Source organism: Streptomyces sp. NPDC017991 (assembly GCF_044328075.1).
Classification (GTDB): Bacteria; Actinomycetota; Actinomycetes; order Streptomycetales; family Streptomycetaceae; genus Streptomyces.
The window spans coordinates 325,621-348,087 of the sequence record NZ_JBIRGP010000002.1 but is presented as its reverse complement, the minus strand read 5'-3'; the positions used below and the strand labels follow the sequence as shown (position 1 = coordinate 348,087).

The window sequence follows — 22,467 nt, the reverse complement described above, 5'->3', positions numbered from 1 at the left end:
AGGCCGCCGCCGTCACTCGTACGGCCAGCGCGGTCACCCGAACTGTCGTGCAGGGCGCCCGATCCGACATACCGTGACGCGGTTCGGGAAGCATCACGGACATCACATTCATCCCCCGCCCCTTGGAACGGGATCCCTTACCTGTAAAAATCGGGCGGTCATTGATTACACATACACGGGTGTGCGTCGGGGAGGACGCCCACACGTGTCAGGGGAGGGGATCTCATGGCGCGCGTGCGGCTGCAGGGCACCGGGCGGCACCGCGCTGTAAAGCCGGTCAGGGGAAGCCGGCAGGCCGTCGCCCTGGCGACCGTGCTGTCCGCGGCGGGTATCCAGGCCGGCGCGACGGCGGGTACGGCGCAGGCCGTCGACAACCCCACGTGGACCGAGGGGCCGATCTTCAACGACCCGCTCGGCACCACCGACCAGCAGTACGCGATCCGCGCCCGGCTGGTCGAGCTGACGAACTCCGCGCTGCCCGGCTCCACGATCAAGGTCGCGGTCTACCACGTCTGGGAGGCCGGTGTCGTCGACGCGCTCGTCGCCGCCAAGAACCGCGGTGTGCACGTACAGGTGCTGCTCGACGAGTCCAGCATCAGTGACCGGCCGACGAACACCGCCTACGGGACGCTCGCCTCGGGTCTGGGCACGGACCGCACGCAGGGCTCGTACGTCTCGACGTGTCCGGAGAACAGGTCGTGTCTCGGCGACCCGAAGTTCGGGCAGTCGATCATGCACAACAAGTTCTGGCTGTTCTCGGCGGTCAAGGGCGCCACGAACGTGGTCGTGGAGACCACCTCGAACTCCACGCCGTCCGCGCACACGCGCTTCTTCAACGACGCGCTGCTGCTGCCGAACAACCCGACGATGTACGACGCGTACGCGGACTACTTCGACACGATGGTCGCGCAGGACTGGGAGTCCTGGAACTACCGCACGGTGAGCAACGGCCTCTACAAGGCGTACTTCTTCCCCCGCGCGGGCAATTCGCGGGCCACCGACACGGTGTACTCGACCCTCAACAACGTGACCTGCAAGTACAAGGACACCGCCGGCGTCACGCAGTCGACCAAGGTCCGGGTGGCGATCTTCAAGATCACACGGCTGGCCATCGCGGAGAAGCTGGTCGACCTGAAGAAGGCGGGCTGTTCCGTGAGCATCGTCTACGCGGAGTCCGACAGCGCCAAGAGCAGCGGCGGGATCAAGGGCACCTGGGAGAAGATGCACACCACGGGGGGCCCGACCGTACGCTGCTACAACGACGACCGGGACCCGCTGAACCCCGGCAAGAAGCTGGTCACGCCGTACATCGTCCACTCCAAGTACATCCTGGTGGACGGCGTGTACGACGGGGTGCGGAACAAGGTCAGCTTCACCGGCTCCGGCAACTACACGGGCCCCGCGCTGCGCGAGAACGACGAGTCGATCGTGAAGGTCGACGACGACGCCGTGCACGACATGTACAGGATCCACTTCGACCGGGTGACCAAGGTCGCCTACCCGGGCACCGCGGACACCACGGATCTGTGCAAGGGCGTGAAGCCGCTGCCTGCGGACGGCGAGCCCACGTAGGTTGCCTGGTCAGGGTGTGGTCGGGGCCCGGTTTGACCCCTAGGTCGGGGCCCCGTAACCTTGACCCTCGGTGTGTTTCTTGATGCACCGCATTCCCGTAAACCTCTTCCTCCTGGTGGCTCGCGCCCCGGGAGAGGCTGCCTGCTTCGCTTTCTTCGGTGGCTGGACTGCGGGGATTCCGATTTCGAGTGAGAGAGAGATCCGCGTGTACGCCATCGTGCGCAGCGGTGGTCGCCAGCACAAGGTTGCTGTCGGCGACATCGTTGAGGTTGACAAGATTTCCACTGCCAAGGTTGGCGACACGGTCGAGCTCTCGACCCTGCTCGTTGTCGACGGCGACGCTGTCACCAGCGACCCGTGGGTGCTGGCCGGTATCAAGGTCCAGGCCGAGATCGTGGATCACCACAAGGGTGTGAAGATCGACATCCTTCGCTACAAGAACAAGACCGGCTACCGCCGTCGTCAGGGCCACCGCCAGCAGTACACGGCGATCAAGGTCACTGAGATCCCCGCGGCTGCGAAGTAAGGGACTGAGGAGAGATGGCACACAAGAAGGGCGCATCGTCCACCCGGAACGGTCGCGACTCCAATGCTCAGCGGCTCGGCGTGAAGCGCTTCGGCGGTCAGGTCGTCAACGCCGGTGAGATCCTGGTCCGCCAGCGTGGCACCCACTTCCACCCCGGCGTGAAGGTCGGCCGTGGCAAGGACGACACGCTGTTCGCGCTGGCCGCCGGTGCGGTCGAGTTCGGCACGCACCGTGGCCGCAAGGTCGTGAACATCGTTCCGGTCGCCTGACCGGATCTTTCGCGAGGCGGACCTCACTTCCCGTACGGGAAGCGGGTCCGCCTTTCGCGTGTTTCAACTGGTGGAGAGACGTCTGTCGGACAGATGCCGCCACCGAGTAGTGATCATCGGGCGGCGATGACCGCGCGGTGCTCATCGATGAGAGATTTTCCGTACGTAACTGGAGGCACATCCCATGACCACCTTCGTGGACCGCGTCGAGCTGCACGTCGCCGCGGGTAGCGGAGGTCACGGCTGTGCCTCCGTCCACCGGGAGAAGTTCAAGCCCCTCGGTGGCCCGGACGGCGGCAACGGCGGCCGTGGCGGTGACGTGATCCTGGTCGTCGACCAGTCCGTCACCACACTCCTCGACTACCACCACTCCCCGCACCGCAAGGCCACCAGCGGCCGGCCCGGTGAGGGCGGCAACCGCTCCGGCAAGGACGGCCAGGACCTGATCCTGCCGGTGCCGGACGGCACGGTCATCCAGGACAAGGACGGCAACGTCCTCGCGGACCTGGTGGGCCAGGGCACGACCTACGTGGCCGCGGAGGGCGGCAGGGGCGGCCTCGGCAACGCCGCGCTGTCCTCGGCCCGCCGCAAGGCGCCCGGCTTCGCCCTGCTGGGTGTTCCCGGTGGCCTGCAGGACATCGTCCTGGAGCTGAAGACGGTCGCGGACGTGGCGCTGGTCGGCTACCCGAGCGCGGGCAAGTCCTCGCTGATCTCGGTCCTGTCGGCGGCCAAGCCCAAGATCGCCGACTACCCCTTCACGACCCTCGTCCCCAACCTCGGTGTGGTGACGGCCGGCTCGATGGTCTACACGATCGCCGACGTGCCGGGACTGATCCCGGGAGCCAGCCAGGGCAAGGGCCTGGGGCTTGAGTTCCTGCGGCACGTGGAGCGCTGCGAGGTGCTGGTCCACGTCCTGGACACGGCGACCCTGGAGTCGGACCGTGACCCCGTCTCCGACCTCGACATCATCGAGGAGGAGCTGAACCAGTACGGCGGGCTCGGCAACCGGCCGCGCCTCGTCGTCCTGAACAAGATCGACGTGCCCGACGGCAAGGACCTGGCCGAGATGGTGCGCCCCGACCTGGAGGCGCGCGGCTACCAGGTCTTCGCGATCTCCGCGGTCGCCCACATGGGCCTCAAGGAGCTTTCGTTCGCGCTGGCCGAGCTGGTCGGGCAGGCGCGTGCGGCGAAGCCGAAGGAGGAGGCGACGCGGATCGTCATCCGCCCGAAGGCGGTCGACGACGCCGGCTTCACCGTGGTGCGGGAGGACGACGGGCTGTACCGCGTGCGCGGCGAGAAGCCGGAGCGGTGGGTCCGGCAGACCGACTTCAGCAACGACGAGGCCGTCGGGTACCTGGCCGACCGGCTCGCCCGCCTCGGCATCGAGGCCTCACTGATGAAGGCGGGTGCCCGTACGGGTGACGGCGTCGCCATCGGGCCCGAGGAGAACGCGGTCGTCTTCGACTGGGAGCCGACGGTGATGGCGGGGGCGGAGATGCTCGGGCGCCGTGGTGAGGACCACCGCTTCGACGCGCCGCGGCCGGCTTCGCAGCGGCGCCGGGACAAGCAGGCTGAGCGGGACGAGTCGGACCAGGAGTTCGACGACTTCAACCCGTTCTAGCCGATCCGCCCTCCGGGCCGGGGCGTGTTTGTACACGGCGGCCCGGCGGGGGCTGATCGCGCAGTTCCCCGCGCCCCTGAGGTGGGTGGGGTCTGAGGTCGGTGTGTCCACCGGGGCGGGTGGGGGTTGCCCGCGCAGTTCCTCGCGCCCCTTGGGGGGTGCGGCTTGCGGTGGTGCTTCGGCCGCGGGCCAGTGGGGGTTGGCCGCGCCGTTCCCCGCGCCCCTGGAGGGGCGCATCCCCGGGCGCCCGCTTCCAGGGCACGGCAAGCCCTACCATCCCGCAGCGAAGGCACCCACCCCAGCTCCCCGAGGGGCGCGAGGAACGGCGCGAGAAACCCCCACCGACCCGCGGCCAAAGCACCGCCCCAGCCCACCCCTCTCAGGGGCGCGGGGAACTGCGCGGGTAACCCCCACCGGGCCGGCGTGGAGGCAGCCGCCCCAGCCCACCCCCTAAGGGGCGCGGGGAACGGCGCGAGCAACCCCCGGCGGGCCCGCAGGCGGATGTCTGCCCGGCTTGGGGGTGGGGTGGGGCGAAGGTGAGGGGCCCGGAGAATTCTCCGGGCCCCTCACCTTTGTTCAGCGCTCACGCGGAGCGGTCACGCGTTGACGGAGTCCTCCGCCTCGCTCGCATCCTGCGCCCCCTCCTCCGCCGCGTCCTCCGACGCCGACCGCGGCGAAGGGATCTCGGCCGCGAGCCGCGACTCCATCCGCACCCGCCGCTCGTCGGCCTTCGTGCACAGGTCGTCGATCGCTCCGTTGAAGCGGACCATCGACGGCGGGTCGGACGGACCGAGCAGGTGCTCCTTCAGCGCGGCACGCGCCGCCGTGAACTGGTCCTTCTCGGGACGGCGTACCGACTCCAGGAGCGCCGCCACACCCTCCGCGCCGGGGGAGAGGACAACTCCCGCCGACACCGTCGGGAACCCCGTGCGGAACGCCGCCTCGGTCATCCCCGACGTGTTCGCCACCGCGTACGGCTTCTCGCTCGACAGCCAGTCGGACACCACCGACGACACATCGCTGACCAGCAGGTCCGCCTGGTTGAAGCAGGCGAAGATACCCGGCCGCGCGTCCGTGATGATCTGGTGCTCCCACTCCGGGAAGGACGCCCAGTACGCCTTCTCCCAGGCCAGCGCGGCCTCGGCGATGGCGGCCTCACGGTCGCCCCGCGGCGCGCCCTGGAGCAGCATCCGCTCCATCTCGTCGGCGCTGTTGCGGAAGTCGGTGGACGTCAGCTTGTCCAACTCGGCCGTACGACGCGCCAGTTCGGCGGCGGCACCGGCGTCGGGACGAGCGCCCGAGCGCAGCGCGGCGGCCTCGCGGATCATCGCCTTGATGCGCTCGTTCGCGGCGCCCGCGCGCAGATCGACGGAACCGGTCATCGGGTGCGGCTTGTAGAGCAGCCGTACACCGTCGTCGGCCAGCAGCTGCCGGACGATGTTCTCGCCGGCCAGGACCACCGACGTGTTGCCGGGGTTGCCGTCCCAGCCCTCCCACGTGGGGGCGTACAGCACGGTCGTGAACGCGCCCGTCGGCGCCCCCGAGTACGGGCGGATCGGCGCGAGCTGCGGGCGGCCGACCTCCACGATGTCCTTGTCCTCGACGCCGACCTCGGCCAGCGCGTACCGCTCGCGGGCCGCGGGACCGGCCACCCACACCTCGTCGTACGCCTTCGCGTACGGGTTGCAGGAGGACAGCTTGTCGCTCTCGCCGTGGTTGATGAAGGCGTGCTTGACCGTGGGGATGCGCAGGACCTGCGAGGTCTTCGCCGCGTTCGCCGGGTGCAGCATCATCTTCAGCGTCGAGTTCTCCAGCGAGAACATCGTCGAGACCTTCGGGAAGCAGATGACCGGCACGTCGGTGGCGTCGATCTTCTGCACCATGAACCGCTCGCGCAGCACGATCAGCGGCTTCGCGTCGACCGCGGAGACCGTGGAGAGCCACATGTTCGCCTGGTACGCGGAGGTCGTGCCGCCGGAGAAGTACATGGCGACCGTCGGCCGGTAGTCGGCCAGCCACGCGTCCAGCCACTCCATGACCTTCTGCTCGCTCAGGGCGCGCTTCTTCGGCAGCAGCCAGGTGGCGAGGTACGCGGTGCCGCCGCCGATCAGCACGAGGGCGACACCGAGGCCGATGGCGCCCCACAGGGCGTCCTCGGTGGCCGCGGTGACCATCAGGCCGATCGTGGTCGGGACGGAGAAGGTGAGCAGCCGGTGACCGGGGCGGCGGGCCAGGATGCGCGGCGGAGCGGCGGTGAGCCGCAGCGCGGACGCGTCGATGTTGCGGGTGACGATCGGCAGCGTACGGGTGCGGCGGACCATGACGGCGGCGGCCTGGCAGGCGAAGTGCAGGGCGTAGAAGACGCACAGCCCGACCATCAGCGGCGCCTGCTCGTGCGTCGGGCTGATGCCGTCGATCCGCAGGAGCCCCACCAAGATGATCATGTCGCGCAGCAGTTGCCGGACCGTGGCGTCGAAGCGGACCTTGCCGAGCAGCGAGAGCAGCCCGGGATCCCGGTACTGCAGGAACACGTCGAGGGCGAGGCCGGCGGCGCTCGCGGCGACGAACACCGGGACGTTCGGCAGCAGAGCGGAGACGATCTGAGCCGTGAAGAGCGCGAACATCGAGAGCAGCGCGGACAGCTGCACGATTCGGCGGGTGGCGAGTCCGGCGGAGGGCACGGAATGGGCTCCTGCGAGGGGTGCGGCGGATGGGGGGAGGCGTGGAGGTCGGGCCTCGCCGTACCTCCCTGAAGCTCGTACGGGAGAGGCCGATCCCTGACCGTATGACCTCTGCGGGTCGCCTAGCAATCTTGCGTGAGAACTATCACCGGATTTGGGTTTAAAACGACGAGAAGCTGTGACGCTCCCTTCCCGCCCTCCGCGCGCGCCCCCGCCGACCCGCCTCCCCACGTCCGCCCCTCGAAACACACGGGCGCCCGCCACCCGCCGTCCCGTAGATTGCACGAACCGGACAGGTCGCGGGTCGGACCATGGGGAACGTGGGAAACATTGGGGTACAGCGTGTCAGCGGCTGGGCGGGCGGCAAGCAGGCAGGGCGTCGTGGACGCCCGCAGGATCGTCGTCAAGGTGGGTTCCTCGTCCCTGACCACCGCGGCCGGAGGCCTCGACGCCGACCGCGTGGACGCCCTCGTCGACGTCCTCGCCAAGAGCCGCGGCGGCGGTGAGCACGAGGTCGTCCTCGTCTCGTCCGGCGCCATCGCCGCCGGTCTGGCCCCGCTGGGCCTGCGCCGCCGCCCCAAGGACCTGGCCCGCCAGCAGGCCGCCGCCAGCGTCGGGCAGGGCCTCCTGGTCGCCCGCTACACCGCCTCCTTCGCCCGGTACGGCGTCCGGGTCGGCCAGGTGCTGCTCACCTCCGACGACATGAGCCGCCGCGCCCACCACCGCAACGCTTCCCGCACCCTCGACAAGCTCCTCGCGATGGGCGCCCTGCCGGTCGTCAACGAGAACGACACCGTCGCCACGGACGAGATCCGCTTCGGCGACAACGACCGCCTCGCGGCCCTCGTCGCCCACCTCGTCCGCGCGGACCTGCTCGTCCTGCTCTCCGACGTGGACGGCGTGTACGACGGCGACCCCAGCAGACCCGGTACGTCGCGGATAGCGGAAGTACGCACTCCGGCCGACCTCGCCCACGTCGACATCGGCAGTACGGGCAAGGCGGGCGTCGGCACCGGAGGCATGGTGACCAAGGTCGAGGCGGCCCGGATCGCCGCCGCGGCCGGCATCCCGGTGGTGCTGACGAGCGCGGTGCACGCGGCGGACGCCCTCGCCGGGCGGGACACCGGCACGTACTTCCACGCCACCGGCCGCCGCTCCGCCGACCGGCTGCTGTGGCTGCAGCACGCCTCGACCCCGCAGGGCGCCCTCGTCCTGGACGACGGGGCCGTGCGCGCGGTCGTCGAGCGGCGCACGTCCCTGCTGCCCGCGGGCATCGCGGCCGTCGAGGGCGACTTCACCGCAGGTGACCCCGTCGAGCTGCGCGACAGCACAGGGCGGGCGGTCGCCCGGGGGCTGGTCAACTTCGACGCCAAGGAGATCCCGCAGCTGATCGGGCGTTCCACGCACGACCTGGCGCGCGAACTGGGCCCCGCGTACGAACGCGAGGTCGTGCACCGGGACGACCTGGTGCTGCTGACTCCGTGAACCGGGCGGCCCGGACGGGGGGCGGGGCCCGGAGCGGCGTCCACGGGACCTTCACCGGCGTACGCCCGGCGCCCGGCCCGTCAACAGGGCCCCGGCCGAAAAGAGCGGGGAACGCCGGACAAAGCCCCTGCACGGAGGTGGACCTTCGGTAAAAGTGCCACGCGGCGCCTTCCCACCTGCTCAACTTTGTCTCAGGGAGACCCCCTCAGTCCGATCAGTCGACAGTCCGAGCGGACCCATTGCGTGAAGGAGGCCGTCGTGAGACGAGTGCGCCCTGGGGCGGCGGCGTCCCGCAGTCTTGGCGGCTCGCGCGCGGCCGGCGAGGAGCGGGCGCTCACCAGCGTCGCCGCCGGTGACATGTACGAGGCGGAGGAGCCGCAGGACCTGCCGCGGCTGTGGCACGTCACGCTGAGCGTCTCGGGCGGCGAGGCCCCGCTGAAAGAGGTCAGGCGCGGTCTGGAACAGCTCGCCCACGACCATCCCTTTCTGCTGACCAGCCGGTACGCCAACGACCATGCGGAGATCCGCTACTGGGAAGAGGCCCGCGACCTGCACGACGCGGCCGCGGTCGCGCTGCGGCTGTGGGGCGAGCACCGCCAGACCGCGAAGCTTCCGCCGTGGGAGATCGTCGGCCTGGAGGTCATCGACCGCGAGACCTACCACCAGCGGATCGCGGAGGGTTACGGGCCGCTGCCGGCCACCCCGGTGGGCGTACACCCGTTCTGACCTCTGAGGCTCCTACTTCTGAGGCTCGTACTGGCTCGTACTTCGGTGACCCCTACTTCTGTGGTCCCAGCCTCTGCCATTCCCGGGGGCACACGCTTTCTACAGCCATTTCAGGACCTGTCTCGCGGTGTGGGACAACGGCTGAGCAGCTCTCGCGGGCGCACTACCCTGCGGGTTATGACCACGCTCTCGCCGTACGACTCGATGTCCCCGGTCACCCAGGCCGCCTACCGTGCCAAGGGCGCCGCCGCCGACCTCGCCCCGCTGCCGCGCGCCGAGAAGGACGACGCGCTGCTCGCGATCGCGGACGCCCTCGAAGTCCGTACGAGCGACGTCGTCGAGGCCAACGCCAAGGACGTCGAGCGCGCCCGCGAGGCAGGCACCAGCGAGACCGTCATCGACCGGCTGACGCTCACCCCTGAGCGGATCCGCGCGATCGCCTCCGACGTACGCGACGTGGTGGCGCTGCCCGACCCGGTCGGCGAGGTCGTCCGTGGCTCGACCCTCCCCAACGGCATCGACCTGCGCCAGGTCCGCGTCCCGCTCGGCGTCGTCGGCATCATCTACGAGGCCCGCCCGAACGTGACGGTCGACGCGGCAGCCCTGTGCCTGAAGTCCGGGAACGCGGTGCTGCTGCGCGGCTCGTCCTCGGCGTACGAGTCCAACTCCGCCCTCGTCCGCGTCCTGCGCGACGCCGTCGGCGGCTCCGGCCTGCCCGCCGACGCCGTCCAGCTCGTACCGGGCGACAACCGCGAGTCCGTACGGGAGTTGATGCGCGCCCGTGGTCTCGTCGACGTGCTCATCCCGCGCGGCGGCGCCTCCCTGATCCGCACGGTCGTCCAGGAGTCCACCGTCCCGGTCATCGAGACCGGCACCGGCAACTGCCACGTCTACGTCGACGCGCACGCCGACCTCGGCATGGCGATCGACATCCTGATCAACTCCAAGGCGCAGCGGCCCAGCGTCTGCAACTCCGCCGAGACGCTCCTCGTCCACCAGGACATCGCACCCCGGTTCCTGCCGCTCGCCCTCGACGCCCTCGCGGCGGCCGGGGTCACCGTGCACGGCGACGAGCGCGTCCTCGCGTACGCGAGGGACTCCAAGGCCACCGTCGTCGAGGCGACGACCGAGGACTGGGAGACCGAGTACCTGTCGTACGACATCGCGGCGGCCGTCGTCGACTCCCTGGACCGGGCCGTCGACCACATCCGGCTGTGGACCTCCGGGCACACCGAGGCGATCGTCACCACCTCGCAGCAGGCGGCCCGCCGCTTCACCCGGTTGGTCGATTCGACGACGGTGGCCGTGAACGCGTCCACGCGCTTCACGGACGGCGGCCAGTTCGGCTTCGGCGCCGAGATCGGGATCTCCACGCAGAAGCTGCACGCGCGGGGGCCCATGGGGCTGCCGGAGCTGACGAGCACCAAGTACATCGTCACGGGCGACGGGCACATCCGGCGCTGACCGGATCCGGCGCCGACCGTCTCGCCAGGCGGGAGAAATTCCATACGGTCTGCCCAAATCGACCACCCCGGTCTACTCTGGATCCGTGCCGGAGGACGTGGGGGGCACGCCGTTCCCTGACGGCTGGGAGCCCGACGACGACCGCGACCGCGGGGGTGCGGACGAAGAGTTCGCCTCCGTGGTCTTCGACGAGGCCTTCGTCCGGGCGGCGAAGGTGCACGAGCCGACCGCGGTCGAGCGTCTCCTGGCCGCCGCGGAGGCGAGAGCGGAGGCCTCCGAGGCCGAGGCCCGCCGGGCGCGCACCCGGGGCCTGCGAGGGGACGACGAGCTCTACAAGGACGGGTACGGCCCCGGCGGGCCGGGCGATTTCGGCCACGACCCCGATCTGGACGACCTGAACGACCGTGACGTCCTGCACGGCCGCTACGGCCACCCCGGCACCTACGGCAAGCAGTCCCGCTGGCACCGCCCCGTTGCCTGGCTGCTCGCCCTCGTGATGGGCATCGGCATGGTCGCGCTGGCTTTCGCGGCGGTCTACCGGGGCGCCTCGTCGAGCAGCGGGGACCAGGTCCCGCCGCCCGCCTCCACCGGACTCGAACAGGGCGGCGGTGTGGGCCCCTCGGCCTCCGCCGACTACTCCCCGCCGGCCGCCTCGGCGGTGCCCCGCACCCCGTGACGGTGCCGGTGGGCCGCTCTGCGGGGACCAGGGCCGGAACGAAGGGCCCCCACAGGTTTGAAGAGTGGTAGGCGCAACCTGGCGGGCTGCTCCGGGAGTTGACGGCGAACCTGGTGGGAACCTGTCAGAACTTGTCGTGTAGCAGGGCGTTTACCTGAGGTCCAGGAGACCTACTCTGAAAGTATGGGCAGTCCTGGAGACCCACCGGAGGGGACATCCGAGGGTGTACCCGGCGGGGGCGAGGAGGAGTACCGGTCCGTCGTCTTCGACGAATCGTTCGTCCGTGCTGCCCGCCTCCAGGAGTTCTCCGCGCAGGAGCGGATCGGCGACCACACCCCGGCCGTCCGCCGCCGCCCCCCGATGCGCCGGGGTCTCTCCCGGCAGGCCCTGGTCCTCGTCGTCCTGATCGCCGTGGCGTTCGGCACGGCGATCTACATGGGCGTACGCCATCCGTACCAGACCCCCGCCGCGAAGCATCCCGAACCACTGCGCATGACGGTGATACCGCTCGCGCCACAGAGCCGCGTACCCGGTTCGGCCGATGCGGAGGCCCTGTACGCGCACAGCCCCGCCGACCAGTTCCGCATAGGCGCCGACGGCATCACACTGCCCGCCTCCCGGCGCACCGCGCACTTCTCCGACAGCCAGATCGTCACCGCGCTGACCACGGCGAAGGACTACCTCGTCGAGTCCGCGCTCGACCCGGACGTCCTCACCGGCGGTGCCAGCCGGTCGGTGCGGATCCTGCTCGACCCGCAGCAGCTCGACCAGTTCGACCAGAGCTTCCGGAGCCCCGCCGCGGACGGGCGGCACGCGCCCACCGGCTGGCTGGTGCGCTTCGATCCGGCGCGGACCGAGCTGGCCGACACCAAGGTCAGGGTGCAGGGCACCCTGACCGCCGCCGAGACGGACTCCGACACCCTTGAGGTCAGCGCCGACCACACCTTCGTCTACGCGCTGCGGCCGACCGGCTCCGACGAGAAGGCCGAGGCCTCGCTGTTCACCGTCCGGCGCGAGCTGCACTTCCGGTTCGACCGGGACGACCTGCGCATGCACCAGGCCGAACTGCTCGTCTCCTACGTCCAGGCCGGGCCGCTGGCCTGTGCCGAGGACGCGACGAACCACCTGCGGCCGCTGCTCGCGGGGGAGACGGCGAGGGCGGGTGGGCCGGCCGGTACGGATCCGTTCGCCACGGGGAGTGCCACGGCGTTGTGCGGGTCGTTGGCGGCCAGTGCGCAGCCGAAGCTCTGACCCGACCTGACCGTCTGCGCTCCGCTGAGGGGGTGGAGGCGTCGTGGTGGTCTGCGGGTCGGCGGGGCCGGTTGCGCAGTTCCCCGCGCCCCTGAGGGAGGTGGGGGCATCGTCATGACTTGCGGGGCGGTGGGGGCTGGTCGCGCAGTTCCTCGCGCCCCTGAGGGGGTGGGGGCTGGTCGCGTCGTTCCCCGCGCCCCTTTCGGGGTGGGGCGCGGGTGTGTGGTTGTCAGGTGGTGCTGGGTGGGGGTGTGGCGTCCGGGTCGTCCGTGGGCGGGTGGTCCTTGGTGGTGGTGCCGGAAGTGCCGCCCGTGCTGCTGCCGCTCGCGAAGCCGCCGAAGCCGCGTCGCACCCGGCCGCCGAGGTCGCCCGCACCGCCCGCTATGTCGCTGACCAGCTTCATCAGCGGGTCCTTGGAGTTCTTCATGTCGGTGGCGTAACTGGCCGCGGACTGGCGGAAGGAGTCCGTGACCGAGGTGTCCCCGTCCTCGTCGCGGCGCGGGTAGTGGCCGTCCATGATCCGCTGGTAGTCGCGGGACTCCCCCCACTTCTTCAGCTCGGCCGCCCTGACCGTGGTGAACGGGTGGGAGCGGGGCATCACGTTCAGGATCTTGAGCACGGAGTCGCGGAGGTCGCCGCCGGCCTCGTACTCCTCGGCCTGGGCGAGGAACGCGTCCACGTTCATCTCGTGCAGGTGGTTGCCGCCCGCGATCTTCATCAGGCCGCGCATCGAGGCCCGCAGGTCCTGGCCGACCAGCAGCCCCGCACGGTCCGCGGACAGCTCGGACTTGCGGAACCACTCGCGCAGGGCGGTCACGATCGCCATGATCGCGAGGTTGCCGAGGGGGATCCACGCCACGCGCAGGGCGAGGCTGGTGAGGAAGAGCAGGATCGTGCGGTAGACGGAGTGGCCGGACAGCGCGTGCCCCACCTCGTGGCCTACGACCGCCCGCATCTCCTCCTCGTCGAGCAGCTCGACGAGCCCGGTGGTGACGACGATGATCGGCTCGTCCAGGCCGATGCACATCGCGTTCGGCTGCGGGTCCTGGTTGACGTACATCGGCGGGACCTTCTCCAGGTCCAGGATGTAACAGGCGTCGCGCAGCATCACGTTCAGGTGGGCGAACTGGGCGTCCGAGACGCGCACCGAGTCCGACAGGAACAGCAGCCTCAGGCTGCGCTCCGGGAGCAGGCCGCTGAGCGCCTTGAAGACCGTGTCGAAGCCGGTGAGCTTGCGCAGGGCGACCAGGGCCGAGCGGTCCGCGGGGTGCTCGTACGCCCGGGAGGAGATCCCCTCGAAGCGCCTGCGCTGCCTGCTCGGTACGTTCTCGTGGCTTTCTTCTGGCATGTGGTCCCCCATGCGTTTGGTCGCCATCTGTGCCCCCGAGGCGGGGGACAGCCTAGGCGGAGATACCTTGGACGGGCAGTACAGCGAAGGAGCAGTACGTCAAGGAGTAGTACGTCATGGAGCATTCCCCCGGATCGTGGCTCGTCGAGGCCGCGAGTGCCGCCCAGGAGCAAGGGGCGGGCAATCTCCTCCGCATCGTGCTGATCGTGATGGTCGTCGGATGTGGGCTGGCCGCCTGGTTCCTTCTGCGCGGCTACAAACGGGACGACTGAGACCCCGCGGAAGGTTCCCGCCCCGGCGGAGCCGAACTCCCCAACGGCGGAGTCGGAGTGATGGAGGAGAGGGCGCCCGCTTACGATGTGCGGAAGTCTTTATCCCGCCCTCCCCCACTCTCGACTGCGCTCGGGCGGGGGGACCCCCATGGATAGGTCCTGCTGAAGATGAGCCTCCACAGCACCGCTGCCCAGTTGGTCACACTCGCCGCCGAGGGCGAGGAGCACGGCGGCAACCACGAGAGCCTGAATCCCCTGTTCGTCGGCGGTGGAGCCTTTCTCGCCCTCCTGCTGCTGCTGTGGATCACCACCCGTTTCAACCGGGACCGCTGACGGCCGCGCGACAGAGCCCGCCGTCCGGGCCGGTAGGGTCTGCACGCATGGGAGAGCAGGACATGCCTACCGGTCCGGCGGGCGTCGTGGCACACGGCGTACGGCGTGGCACGGGAAACGGACCGTCGAACCCGGGCAAGCGCCGCCTCGGCGTCATGGGCGGAACGTTCGACCCGATCCATCACGGACACCTCGTGGCCGCCAGTGAGGTCGCCGCGCGCTTCCACCTCGACGAGGTGGTGTTCGTACCGACCGGCCAGCCGTGGCAGAAGACCGACCGCAAGGTCTCGCCGGCCGAGGACCGCTATCTGATGACGGTCATCTCGACCGCCGAGAACCCGCAGTTCTCCGTGAGCCGCATCGACATCGACCGCGGCGGTCCCACCTACACCACGGACACGCTGCGCGACCTGCGCATGCTCAACCCCGACACGGACCTCTTCTTCATCACCGGCGCCGACGCGCTCGGCCAGATCCTCACCTGGCGGGACGCCGACGAACTGTTCTCCCTCGCGCACTTCATCGGGGTCACCCGGCCCGGCCACATACTGACCGACACCGGTCTGCCGGAAGGCGGTGTCTCGCTCGTCGAGGTTCCCGCGCTCGCCATCTCGTCCACGGACTGCCGGGGCCGGGTCGCGAAGGGTGACCCGGTCTGGTACCTGGTGCCGGACGGCGTGGTGCGCTACATCGACAAGCGAGAGCTGTACCGCGGCGAGTGAGCCGAGAGGGGCACCGGTGAACGACCGATACGACGCTGGGTACGGAGGCGACCAGTACGAACTCGTCGGCTACGACGAGTTCGGACAGCCCGTGTACCGGCAGGTACCGCAGCCGGGACAGTCTCCGCAGCACCCTCAGTACTCTCCGCAACCGGACGAGTACGGCTCGTACGACCCCTATGGCGGGCAGGCGCAGGGGCAGGGACAGGTGCCGGGGCAGGCGCCCGCGCAGGATTACGGCCAGGACTACCGCCAGGACTACGCGCAGCAGGGATACGGGCAGCAGGGGTACGGGCAGCAGGGGTACGGGCAGGGCTACGGCTACGACCCGTACGCGACGGGACAGCAGGCAGGGCAGCAGACGGGGCATCAGGCGGAGCAGCAGGCGGGCCGGCCGCAGCCCCAGGTCGCCGAGCAGACCGCCTACATCCCGCAGCAGGCGGGCCCCGCGAAGGACCCGGCCCCGGCACCGGACCCCGTACCGGCGGAGGGTGACGAGCGGGCGGGTGAACCCGACTACCGCACCGAGCAGTTCGCGTTCGTCGAGGAGCAGCCCGAGCAGTCCGAGGACGTCATCGACTGGCTCAAGTTCACCGAGAACCGCACCGAGCGGCGCGAGGAGGCCAAGCGCCGCGCGCGCGGCCGGGTGGTCGCCCTCGTCGTGGTCCTCGCGATGGTCGTGGTGGGCGGGGCGGGCTATCTCTGGTTCGCCGGGAAGCTGCCCGGGTCCTCGTCGGACGCGAAGGGCGGCACGACCACCGCCGCGGGCGCCCAGAAGCGCGACGTGATCGTCGTCCACCTGCACAACACCAAGGGCAGCGGCACCTCGACGGCCCTGCTCGTCAACAACACCACCACGAAGCAGGGCACCACGGTCCTGCTGCCCAACTCCCTCGCCCTGACGGACGACGACGGCGGTGCGACCACCCTCTCCAAGTCCGTCGACGACGACGGTTCCTCGGGGACGCGCGACGAGCTCGACACCGTGCTCGGGACGGACATCGAGGGCACCTGGCGCCTCGACACCCCGTACCTGAACAACCTGGTCGAGCTCGTCGGCAACATCGACATCGACACCGACGCGGACGTGCCGGACCCCGAGGCGAAGAAGAAGGGCGAGGCGCCCCTCGTCAAGAAGGGCGAGCAGCAGACGCTCAGCGGCAAGATGGCCGTCGCGTACGCCACGTACCGCGCCTCCGGGGAATCGCAGAACGCGCAACTGCAGCGGTTCGGTCAGGTCATGCAGGCCGTGCTGCGCAAGCTGTCGTCCGACTCGCAGGCCGCGACGACCACCGTGCAGACGCTCGCGCAGATCCTCGACCCCTCGCTCACCGACAAGGACCTGGGCGCGTTCCTCGCCAAGCTCGCGGACCGCGCCAAGGAGGGCGACTTCAAGACCGCCCTGCTGCCCGTCCGGACGGACGGCCGGCTCAGCACGCAGGCGAGCGACAGTGTGGTCAAGGACGTGCTCGGCGGGGCCGCCAGGAGCCCCGAGAAGGGCGCCGCCGTCCAGGTCGGCATCCGCAACGCCACGGCCGACGAGGACGCCACCGAGAGGGCCAGGGTCGTGCTGCTCAACGGCGGCTACACCTTCGTCGACGGCGGTACGGCCGACGTCGCACAGGCGGTGTCCGAGATCACGTACGTTGACGCCGCGAAGAAGGAGGACGCGGCGGAGGTCGCCAAGACACTCGGCCTGCCGACGACCTCCGTGAAGAAGGGCAAGGTCACCTCGAACGCGGACGTGTCGGTGGTGCTCGGCCAGGACTACAAGGTGGGCGAATAGGCCGGCCCGCCCGGCCGGCCGGTGATCCGTTTATCGCGTGGGGCGCTGTCGGCGGTCCGTGAGACCCTTGGGGTATGACCCCCCGGGGTTCCTGACCGCCTACGGAAAGCCTTGTAGTGACCGCCACTGACCGTTCTGTCGAGCTCATCACCACCGCCGCGCAGGCGGCCGCCGACAAGCTCGCGCACGACATCATCGCGTACGACGTCAGCGACGTGCTGTCGATCACGGACGCCTTCCTGCTGGCCTCCGCGCCCAACGACCGCCAGGTCAAGTCGATCGTCGACGAGATCGAGGAGCGCCTCAACAAGGAGCTCGGCACGAAGCCGGTGCGCCGTGAGGGCGACCGCGACGCCCGCTGGATCCTGCTGGACTACGTCGACATCGTGGTGCACGTCCAGCACAGCGAGGAGCGCGTGTTCTACGCGCTGGAGCGGCTCTGGAAGGACTGCCCCGAGCTCGACCTGCCCGCCGACGCCCAGGCCACCCGGGGCAAGGCCGCCGAGCACGCCGACCTCCAGGACGCGGAGGACGACGCGGAGCTGCGCGGAGAACTTCGATGACGGCCGGCGCAGAGCGTCCGGCGGCGGACGGCAAGCCGCTGTCGGACGCCGGTCGCAAGGCGGGCCGGGGGCGCCGCGTCATCCTGTGGCGCCACGGCCAGACGCTGTGGAACGTGGAGCGCCGTTTCCAGGGCACCACGGACGTCGAGCTGACCGAGACCGGCGTGGGCCAGGCCCGCCGCGCCGCCCGGCTGCTCGCGTCCCTGAAGCCCGACGCGATCGTCGCCTCGGACCTGAGGCGGGCGGCGGACACCGCGGGTGAGCTGTCCGCGCTCACCGGCCTCGACGTGACGCACGACGAGGGGCTGCGCGAGACCTACGCGGGCGCCTGGCAGGGCCTGACGCACGAGGAGATCATCGCGCGCTACGGCGACCAGTACGCCGGCTGGAAGCGCGGCGAGCCCGTGCGCCGGGGCGGCGGCGAACTGGAGACCGAGGTCGCCGACCGGGCGGCCCCCGTGGTGCTCCGGCACGCCGACAAGCTGCCCGACGACGGCACGCTCGTGGTCGTCAGCCACGGCGGCACCATCCGCACCACCATCGGCCGCCTCCTCGGTCTGGAATCACAGCACTGGGAAAGCCTCGGCGGCCTCTCCAACTGCTGCTGGTCCGTCCTCGGCGAGGGCGCCCGCGGCTGGCGCCTCCTGGAGCACAACGCGGGGACCCTGCCGGAGCCGGTGCTGGGCGACGACGACTAGAACCTCCGGCCGGCACGCGTGGGTCCGCCCACGCAGGCCGGAGGATCCTGCCCCGGTGCCCCGCGGCCCCGGATTTCACTTTCCGGCTGGTCGCAGGCTAAAGTTTCTCTTGTTCCGCCGCCGGGAAAGCGGCCGGGACACCGCGAGGGGCTATAGCTCAGTTGGTAGAGCGCCTGCATGGCATGCAGGAGGTCAGGAGTTCAATTCTCCTTAGCTCCACAGGAAGATGATCCCGTCCCCGTCAGGGGGCGGGATCTTTCGTTGACCTGTTCTTCTCTGCGTGTTGAGTCACTCGGGCCTCCCCAGGCGTATACCTCTTCGGATGCATTACTCGTCGTTTGCGCTGGCCGCGGCCACTGCGGCGGGTCCCGTGTCCGGACTGGTACGAAGGCGTCGCTGACCGTATTGCTCCGGCCGTGGCAGAATCAAACGGCCGGAAGGGGGCGCGACCCGACGGGAGGGAGTGGCGATGCCTGCGAGCATCCTCGGGAAGGTCGACGACCTTTCCGATGCCGAGGTGGTACGGGACCCGATCACGCGCCTCGACCGCCCTCCCTGTGCTTCGGCCCACGTTGCTCAAGTCCTCGGCGACAACGGAGGAGTTCCCTACGTGTGCACGGCCTGCGGCCACAGCTGGAGCTGATCGATGGGTGCGCACAGGCGAAAGTGCGATTGGTGCGGCAGTGGTACGCCCATCGTCCGCGACATGGAGCCGGTCAACCACGACTACCAGTACTGGTGCGAGGAATGCGCACGGGCGCTGATCATAAAAGGCGACCCCATCGAGACGTACCGCGAGCTGGAGGGCGAGCCGATCTACGGCCGGCTCCTCGACGAGCACTGCACGCTCAAGCGCTTCTACTCGTTCGCCACGGCCTGATCCGGCCGGGGCGTCCCCGGCCGGGACCGCGACCGGGAAACGATTTGGTGGTGCGCGGAGGGACCGGTAATGTTGGCGTCGCCGCCGGGGAGACCCGGTGGGACACCGCAAGGGGCTATAGCTCAGTTGGTAGAGCGCCTGCATGGCATGCAGGAGGTCAGGAGTTCAATTCTCCTTAGCTCCACAGCAGATGAAGCGGGTCATCCGATCAGGATGGCCCGCTTCTTCGTGTCGTGACGTCTCGGTGTACCGGCGTACAGAGGTGTGCGGTGCGGCGGCCCGGGCTGCCGGGCCGCCGGTGGGTCAGCGACCGCGGCCCAGCGCGCGACGGCCGCCCCCGCCGCCCTCGCGTACGGCGGGCAGGTTCTGCCGGGGGGCCGCTCCGCGGGTGTCCTCCTCCAGGCGCAGGGCGAGCGCCGGGCAGCGTCGTACGGCCCGCAGTGCCTTCGCCTCCGCGTACCGGGGCACCTGTGCCTGCGCGACGGTCGGGAAGCCGTCGGCGCCCAGCTGGAAGACCTCGGGGAGGATGTCCGCGCACAGGCCGTGCCCGCGGCACAGCGTCCAGTCCACGAAGATCTTCTGGCGGGGTGCGCCCTGCTCCTCCTCCGGCTGGCCGCCGCCGGGGATGCCGGTGGGCTGCTGGCCGCCCTCGAAGAGCGGCAGAACACCCTCCACGGGGCGTCCGCAGCCGTTGCCGAGGACATGGGCGGCCAGGTCGTCGGTGAACGCCTTGATGGTCGACTCCAGGAACATCGCGGAGCCGTCCGGGTGCGAGCACGCGCCGCGCCGCTTCACGGAGTTGGCGACCTGCTTGAGCGCCTCCAGGGCGGCCGGACCGCCGCCGTTGAGGATGTCCTCCATGCCGCGGGCCGCGGCCGGCAGCCCGAGGTAGCAGGGGCCGCACTGGCCGGCGCTCTCCTCGGCCAGCCACTGGGCCACGCGCAGCGACTCGCCCAGCGGGCAGGTCGCCTGGCTGATCGGGAGGATCGCGCCGGCGCCCAGGGCGCCGCCCACCGCGTCCAGGGAGTTGCGCGAGACGATCGCCTCGTTGACCGTCGCGGAGTCCAGCCACTTGCCGTGGTAACCGCCGGTCAGCACGCCCTGCGGGACGGGCGGGGCACCGGCCAACTGCAGGATGTAGCGCAGCGGCACGCCCGTCGGGGCCTCGATCACCATGGGCCGGGCGACCGCCCCGGAGACGGTGAGCAGGACGGTGCCGGGCTCGTCGTACAGGCCGGTGTTCCCGTAGCGCTCGGCGCCGATGCGGGCGGCGATGGCCAACTGGGCGAAGGTCTCGGCGTTCGACAGCAGCGTGGGGGCGCCGCCGACACCGTTCTGCGAGGCGCTGGTCTTACGGCCCGGCGGGATCGCGGGGCCGCCGTCGATGGAGCGGACCAGGGAGGCGGCCGCTCCGGTCACCATCCGCACCGGGTTGCGCTGCACCCGCGCGCGGATGGTCGCGTTGCGCCGGTTGGTCAGGCCGCGCTCGGAGAGCGCGGCCTCCATCGACCGCTGGGTGGATTCCCGGGTCACTCCGATGACCAGGGTGCGGGCGCCCAGGGCCTCCGCGACCAGCAGGGCACCGTCCAGGATCAGATGCGGGGCACGGTTGATCATCACCGTGTCCTTGCGGCAGGCGGGCTCGTCCTCGCTGCCGTTGACGACGACCACGGGCCGTACGCCCCGGCGGATCGCCGTCTCGGCGACCGACCTGAGCTTCTTGTGGAACGGGAAGCCCGCGCCGCCGCGGCCCTTCAGGTTGATCCGTTCGGAGAGCTGCGCGAGCTGCTCACCGCCCATGGGCTCAAGCGGCCCGTGCACCTTCAGGTGCATGGGCAGGTCGAGTCTCTCGACGAGATCGAAACCGGAGGTGAGCTGGGGAAGGCCCACCACTCGGACTTCGGGGACGTCGGGAAGGGCCTCGTTCACTAAAAGCCTCCGGAAGGCGCGTTCCAGGGTTCGCCGTTGCTCGGTGCCTCGTAGGAACCGGGCAGCGTTTCAGTGGCGGGACCGCTGTTGTACGTGTCATTCGGGTTGTACGTACCGAGGGGGTCGTTCGTCTCACCGGTGTTGTACACGTCACTTCCGCCGTACGAGGCGCCCGGCGGGGGAGTGTCGTACGACACGGGGGTGAAGGCGCCCGTGTCGTAGTTGGGCCCGTCCGTGCGCGGCGGTGCCTCGTAGAGCGACGGCGACGGGGTCGGCCACCGGGTACCGGTGTTGCCGTCGGCGCGCGGCATCGTCTCGGTGGGCTGCATGTCGATCGGCATCTGCATGGGCCGGGTCGCCTCGGGGATCATCGGCTCCTGGGCGCGCGGCGTGCTGGACGTGGCCCGGTAGGCGGCCGCGAAGCCGCCGGTGTCGGTGAGCGACCCGGTGTCGGTGAAGGAGGCCCCGGTGTCCTGGAAGGAGCGCTGGGGGGAGCCGTTCCGCTGCTGGGGGACCGGCTGGTCGGGGAAGCCGGGCCGGCCGCCGCGTCCCTTCGGGGCCTCCGCGGCACGGCGTGCCGGGGGCTCCTCGCGGAAGGACCTGTTGTTGCCGTTGTCGAGCAGGGCCAGGACACGCTTGGCGAACTTGCGCTTGAACGACAGGGGGGCCGCGCGAAGGCCCAGTGCTCCCATGACGGCGACCAGGGCGAGGCTGTAGAGGATCACGAAGACCGGCTTCGCCTCGCGCCCCGCGAAGAGGCCGTGGACCAGGGCCGCGCACCAGGCGGGGTAGGCCAGCATGTGCACCGCGCGCCAGCGGGCGGCGACCTCGGCGGGGGACGCGAACCTGCTGCGCAGCGCGCCGGTGAGAGCGGTGAAGATCATCAGCAGGCCGGCCAGGGAGCCGAATCCGATGAGCTGGCCGGTGCCGGTGACACCCAGGCCGAAGGGGACGAAGACCGCGATCGCGGAGACGTGGTCGAGGACGAGCTTGACCGTGACGTGCAGCACCAGGAAGCCGACCGAACTGACCGCGGTCGTCCGGTGCACGGCCTGGGCTATCAGGCGCTGGCGGGTGTTGAGGAAGACCCGGTCGGTGGCGACGAGTCCCCACAGGACCGAGCAGGTCAGGGCGACGAGGGACAGCACGCCCGCGCCGAAGTTGATGAAGTCGCGGAACGCGTCACCTCCGACCACGACGCTGACGGGTATGAGCAGCAGAACGGCAGCCATCACTCCACCCTGGACCGAGCGACTCGGTCGGGAGAGCGTGCTGTTGTTGCGGCGAGAGTTCATGGGGCAACTCCGAACAGTTCGGGAAAGCGGTCCCGCTGCCGCACTCTAGGTCTAGCCATACCGAGGAGTACGAGGTTTGAGTTATATCGCTGTTATCAAAGGGCGGTGAGGGAGTTGTGATGTCCCTTAGCGGCCCTTACGCGAAGTAACCCTTGACCTTTGTCCAGCGATTGCCGACGCGGCGCGGGGAGCGACACTCAGTGCCGGAGCGTAGCCGAAAGTGCGTCGCGGCCCGCTCGGCCGCTGCGGTACCCTGACGTCATGCGTGCCGTACGCCTTCTGCTTAGTGAGCCGCGCTGATCAATTCCGGTCGTCGGAAAACCGCGACCGGCATCGGCGCGGCGCCCCCTCCTGTGCGAGGGGTTTTTTC

The 22,467-nt window shown here is 70.2% G+C and carries 20 protein-coding genes and 2 tRNA genes; 18 read left to right on the top strand and 4 right to left on the bottom strand.

The features are described 5' to 3' along the window. Positions 1-225: 225 nt before the first annotated feature. The 4 genes from ACH4DZ_RS06120 (at position 226) to obgE (ending at position 3,988) form a co-directional block, all read left to right on the top strand. Entirely contained in the window at positions 226-1,572 is a 1,347-nt protein-coding gene (locus ACH4DZ_RS06120; RefSeq protein WP_398285743.1) for a phospholipase D-like domain-containing protein, read from the top strand. A gap of 205 nt (positions 1,573-1,777) precedes the next feature. Then, positions 1,778-2,098 carry a 50S ribosomal protein L21 gene (gene rplU, locus ACH4DZ_RS06115; protein ID WP_006374708.1) on the top strand — a complete coding sequence of 107 codons (321 nt, stop codon included), beginning with the start codon at positions 1,778-1,780 and terminating at the stop codon, positions 2,096-2,098. Between the two features lie 14 nt (positions 2,099-2,112). Next, positions 2,113-2,367 carry a 50S ribosomal protein L27 gene (rpmA, locus tag ACH4DZ_RS06110; RefSeq protein WP_189775945.1) on the top strand — a complete coding sequence of 85 codons (255 nt, stop codon included), beginning with the start codon at positions 2,113-2,115 and terminating at the stop codon, positions 2,365-2,367. 184 nt (positions 2,368-2,551) lie between these two features. Then, on the top strand, positions 2,552-3,988 hold the full coding sequence (gene obgE, locus ACH4DZ_RS06105) for a GTPase ObgE (protein ID WP_398285742.1): 1,437 nt from the start codon (positions 2,552-2,554) through the stop codon (positions 3,986-3,988). Positions 3,989-4,584: 596 nt separating this feature from the next. Here obgE and ACH4DZ_RS06100 read toward each other — a convergent pair. Continuing rightward, complete coding sequence (locus tag ACH4DZ_RS06100) at positions 4,585-6,669, bottom strand: hypothetical protein (RefSeq protein WP_398285741.1); 2,085 nt, start codon at positions 6,667-6,669, stop codon at positions 4,585-4,587. A 330-nt stretch (positions 6,670-6,999) separates the two neighbouring features. Here ACH4DZ_RS06100 and proB point away from each other — a divergent pair, with 330 nt between their 5' ends. The 5 genes from proB to ACH4DZ_RS06075 all read left to right on the top strand — a co-directional run bounded on the left by proB (position 7,000) and on the right by ACH4DZ_RS06075 (position 12,271). After that, entirely contained in the window at positions 7,000-8,154 is a 1,155-nt protein-coding gene (proB, locus tag ACH4DZ_RS06095) for a glutamate 5-kinase (protein WP_398285740.1), read from the top strand. Between the two features lie 267 nt (positions 8,155-8,421). Beyond that, positions 8,422-8,880, top strand: a complete 459-nt coding sequence (locus ACH4DZ_RS06090; protein WP_210890155.1) for a hypothetical protein — start codon at positions 8,422-8,424, stop codon at positions 8,878-8,880. A 177-nt stretch (positions 8,881-9,057) separates the two neighbouring features. Then, on the top strand, positions 9,058-10,344 hold the full coding sequence (locus ACH4DZ_RS06085) for a glutamate-5-semialdehyde dehydrogenase (RefSeq protein ID WP_398285739.1): 1,287 nt from the start codon (positions 9,058-9,060) through the stop codon (positions 10,342-10,344). Positions 10,345-10,429: 85 nt separating this feature from the next. Next, positions 10,430-11,020 (top strand): hypothetical protein, encoded by a 591-nt coding sequence (locus ACH4DZ_RS06080; protein ID WP_398285738.1) that lies wholly within the window; start codon positions 10,430-10,432, stop codon positions 11,018-11,020. Between the two features lie 183 nt (positions 11,021-11,203). Beyond that, positions 11,204-12,271 (top strand): hypothetical protein, encoded by a 1,068-nt coding sequence (locus tag ACH4DZ_RS06075; RefSeq protein WP_398285737.1) that lies wholly within the window; start codon positions 11,204-11,206, stop codon positions 12,269-12,271. A 229-nt stretch (positions 12,272-12,500) separates the two neighbouring features. Here ACH4DZ_RS06075 and ACH4DZ_RS06070 read toward each other — a convergent pair whose 3' ends face one another. After that, positions 12,501-13,619 carry a M48 family metallopeptidase gene (locus ACH4DZ_RS06070; RefSeq protein ID WP_398285736.1) on the bottom strand — a complete coding sequence of 373 codons (1,119 nt, stop codon included), beginning with the start codon at positions 13,617-13,619 and terminating at the stop codon, positions 12,501-12,503. A 116-nt stretch (positions 13,620-13,735) separates the two neighbouring features. Between ACH4DZ_RS06070 and ACH4DZ_RS06065 the strand changes: the two genes are divergently transcribed. The 9 genes from ACH4DZ_RS06065 (at position 13,736) to ACH4DZ_RS06025 (ending at position 19,057) form a co-directional block, all read left to right on the top strand. After that, on the top strand, positions 13,736-13,891 hold the full coding sequence (locus ACH4DZ_RS06065; protein WP_210882676.1) for a hypothetical protein: 156 nt from the start codon (positions 13,736-13,738) through the stop codon (positions 13,889-13,891). A gap of 168 nt (positions 13,892-14,059) precedes the next feature. Then, positions 14,060-14,224, top strand: coding sequence for a hypothetical protein (locus ACH4DZ_RS06060; RefSeq protein WP_398285735.1), 165 nt, complete (start codon positions 14,060-14,062; stop codon positions 14,222-14,224). Between the two features lie 47 nt (positions 14,225-14,271). Further along, a complete protein-coding gene (nadD, locus tag ACH4DZ_RS06055) occupies positions 14,272-14,946 on the top strand; it encodes a nicotinate-nucleotide adenylyltransferase (protein WP_398285734.1) in 675 nt (224 codons plus the stop codon). A gap of 16 nt (positions 14,947-14,962) precedes the next feature. Beyond that, the gene (locus tag ACH4DZ_RS06050) at positions 14,963-16,732 is read left to right on the top strand and encodes an LCP family protein (RefSeq protein ID WP_398285733.1); all 1,770 of its coding nucleotides are present in this window, start codon (positions 14,963-14,965) and stop codon (positions 16,730-16,732) included. A gap of 116 nt (positions 16,733-16,848) precedes the next feature. After that, on the top strand, positions 16,849-17,295 hold the full coding sequence (gene rsfS, locus ACH4DZ_RS06045; protein WP_398285732.1) for a ribosome silencing factor: 447 nt from the start codon (positions 16,849-16,851) through the stop codon (positions 17,293-17,295). Then, positions 17,292-17,993 carry a histidine phosphatase family protein gene (locus ACH4DZ_RS06040; RefSeq protein ID WP_398285731.1) on the top strand — a complete coding sequence of 234 codons (702 nt, stop codon included), beginning with the start codon at positions 17,292-17,294 and terminating at the stop codon, positions 17,991-17,993. Before rsfS ends, ACH4DZ_RS06040 begins: the two co-directional genes overlap by 4 nt. A gap of 146 nt (positions 17,994-18,139) precedes the next feature. Further along, positions 18,140-18,212, top strand: a tRNA-Ala gene (locus ACH4DZ_RS06035). Positions 18,213-18,639: 427 nt separating this feature from the next. Further along, positions 18,640-18,873, top strand: a complete 234-nt coding sequence (locus tag ACH4DZ_RS06030) for a hypothetical protein (protein ID WP_010986886.1) — start codon at positions 18,640-18,642, stop codon at positions 18,871-18,873. 111 nt (positions 18,874-18,984) lie between these two features. After that, positions 18,985-19,057 (top strand) — tRNA-Ala (locus ACH4DZ_RS06025). A gap of 119 nt (positions 19,058-19,176) precedes the next feature. Here the strand turns inward: ACH4DZ_RS06025 and ACH4DZ_RS06020 are convergent. Both ACH4DZ_RS06020 and ACH4DZ_RS06015 read right to left on the bottom strand, forming a co-directional pair. Then, positions 19,177-20,802 (bottom strand): NADH-ubiquinone oxidoreductase-F iron-sulfur binding region domain-containing protein, encoded by a 1,626-nt coding sequence (locus tag ACH4DZ_RS06020; protein WP_398285730.1) that lies wholly within the window; start codon positions 20,800-20,802, stop codon positions 19,177-19,179. Beyond that, on the bottom strand, positions 20,802-22,034 hold the full coding sequence (locus ACH4DZ_RS06015; RefSeq protein WP_398285729.1) for a cytochrome b/b6 domain-containing protein: 1,233 nt from the start codon (positions 22,032-22,034) through the stop codon (positions 20,802-20,804). The genes ACH4DZ_RS06020 and ACH4DZ_RS06015 overlap by 1 nt, the downstream gene beginning before the upstream one ends. Between the last annotated feature and the right edge of the window lie 433 nt (positions 22,035-22,467).

Coding starts and splice junctions, on each gene's coding strand:
- ACH4DZ_RS06030 (WP_010986886.1), top strand. CDS start 18,640: ATGGGTGCGCACAGGCGAAAGTGCGATTGGTGCGGCAGTGGTACGCCC.
- ACH4DZ_RS06070 (WP_398285736.1), bottom strand. CDS start 13,619: ATGCCAGAAGAAAGCCACGAGAACGTACCGAGCAGGCAGCGCAGGCGC.
- rpmA (WP_189775945.1), top strand. CDS start 2,113: ATGGCACACAAGAAGGGCGCATCGTCCACCCGGAACGGTCGCGACTCC.
- ACH4DZ_RS06075 (WP_398285737.1), top strand. CDS start 11,204: ATGGGCAGTCCTGGAGACCCACCGGAGGGGACATCCGAGGGTGTACCC.
- ACH4DZ_RS06065 (WP_210882676.1), top strand. CDS start 13,736: ATGGAGCATTCCCCCGGATCGTGGCTCGTCGAGGCCGCGAGTGCCGCC.
- ACH4DZ_RS06120 (WP_398285743.1), top strand. CDS start 226: ATGGCGCGCGTGCGGCTGCAGGGCACCGGGCGGCACCGCGCTGTAAAG.
- obgE (WP_398285742.1), top strand. CDS start 2,552: ATGACCACCTTCGTGGACCGCGTCGAGCTGCACGTCGCCGCGGGTAGC.
- ACH4DZ_RS06040 (WP_398285731.1), top strand. CDS start 17,292: ATGACGGCCGGCGCAGAGCGTCCGGCGGCGGACGGCAAGCCGCTGTCG.
- ACH4DZ_RS06060 (WP_398285735.1), top strand. CDS start 14,060: ATGAGCCTCCACAGCACCGCTGCCCAGTTGGTCACACTCGCCGCCGAG.
- ACH4DZ_RS06015 (WP_398285729.1), bottom strand. CDS start 22,034: ATGGCTGCCGTTCTGCTGCTCATACCCGTCAGCGTCGTGGTCGGAGGT.
- ACH4DZ_RS06085 (WP_398285739.1), top strand. CDS start 9,058: ATGACCACGCTCTCGCCGTACGACTCGATGTCCCCGGTCACCCAGGCC.
- nadD (WP_398285734.1), top strand. CDS start 14,272: ATGGGAGAGCAGGACATGCCTACCGGTCCGGCGGGCGTCGTGGCACAC.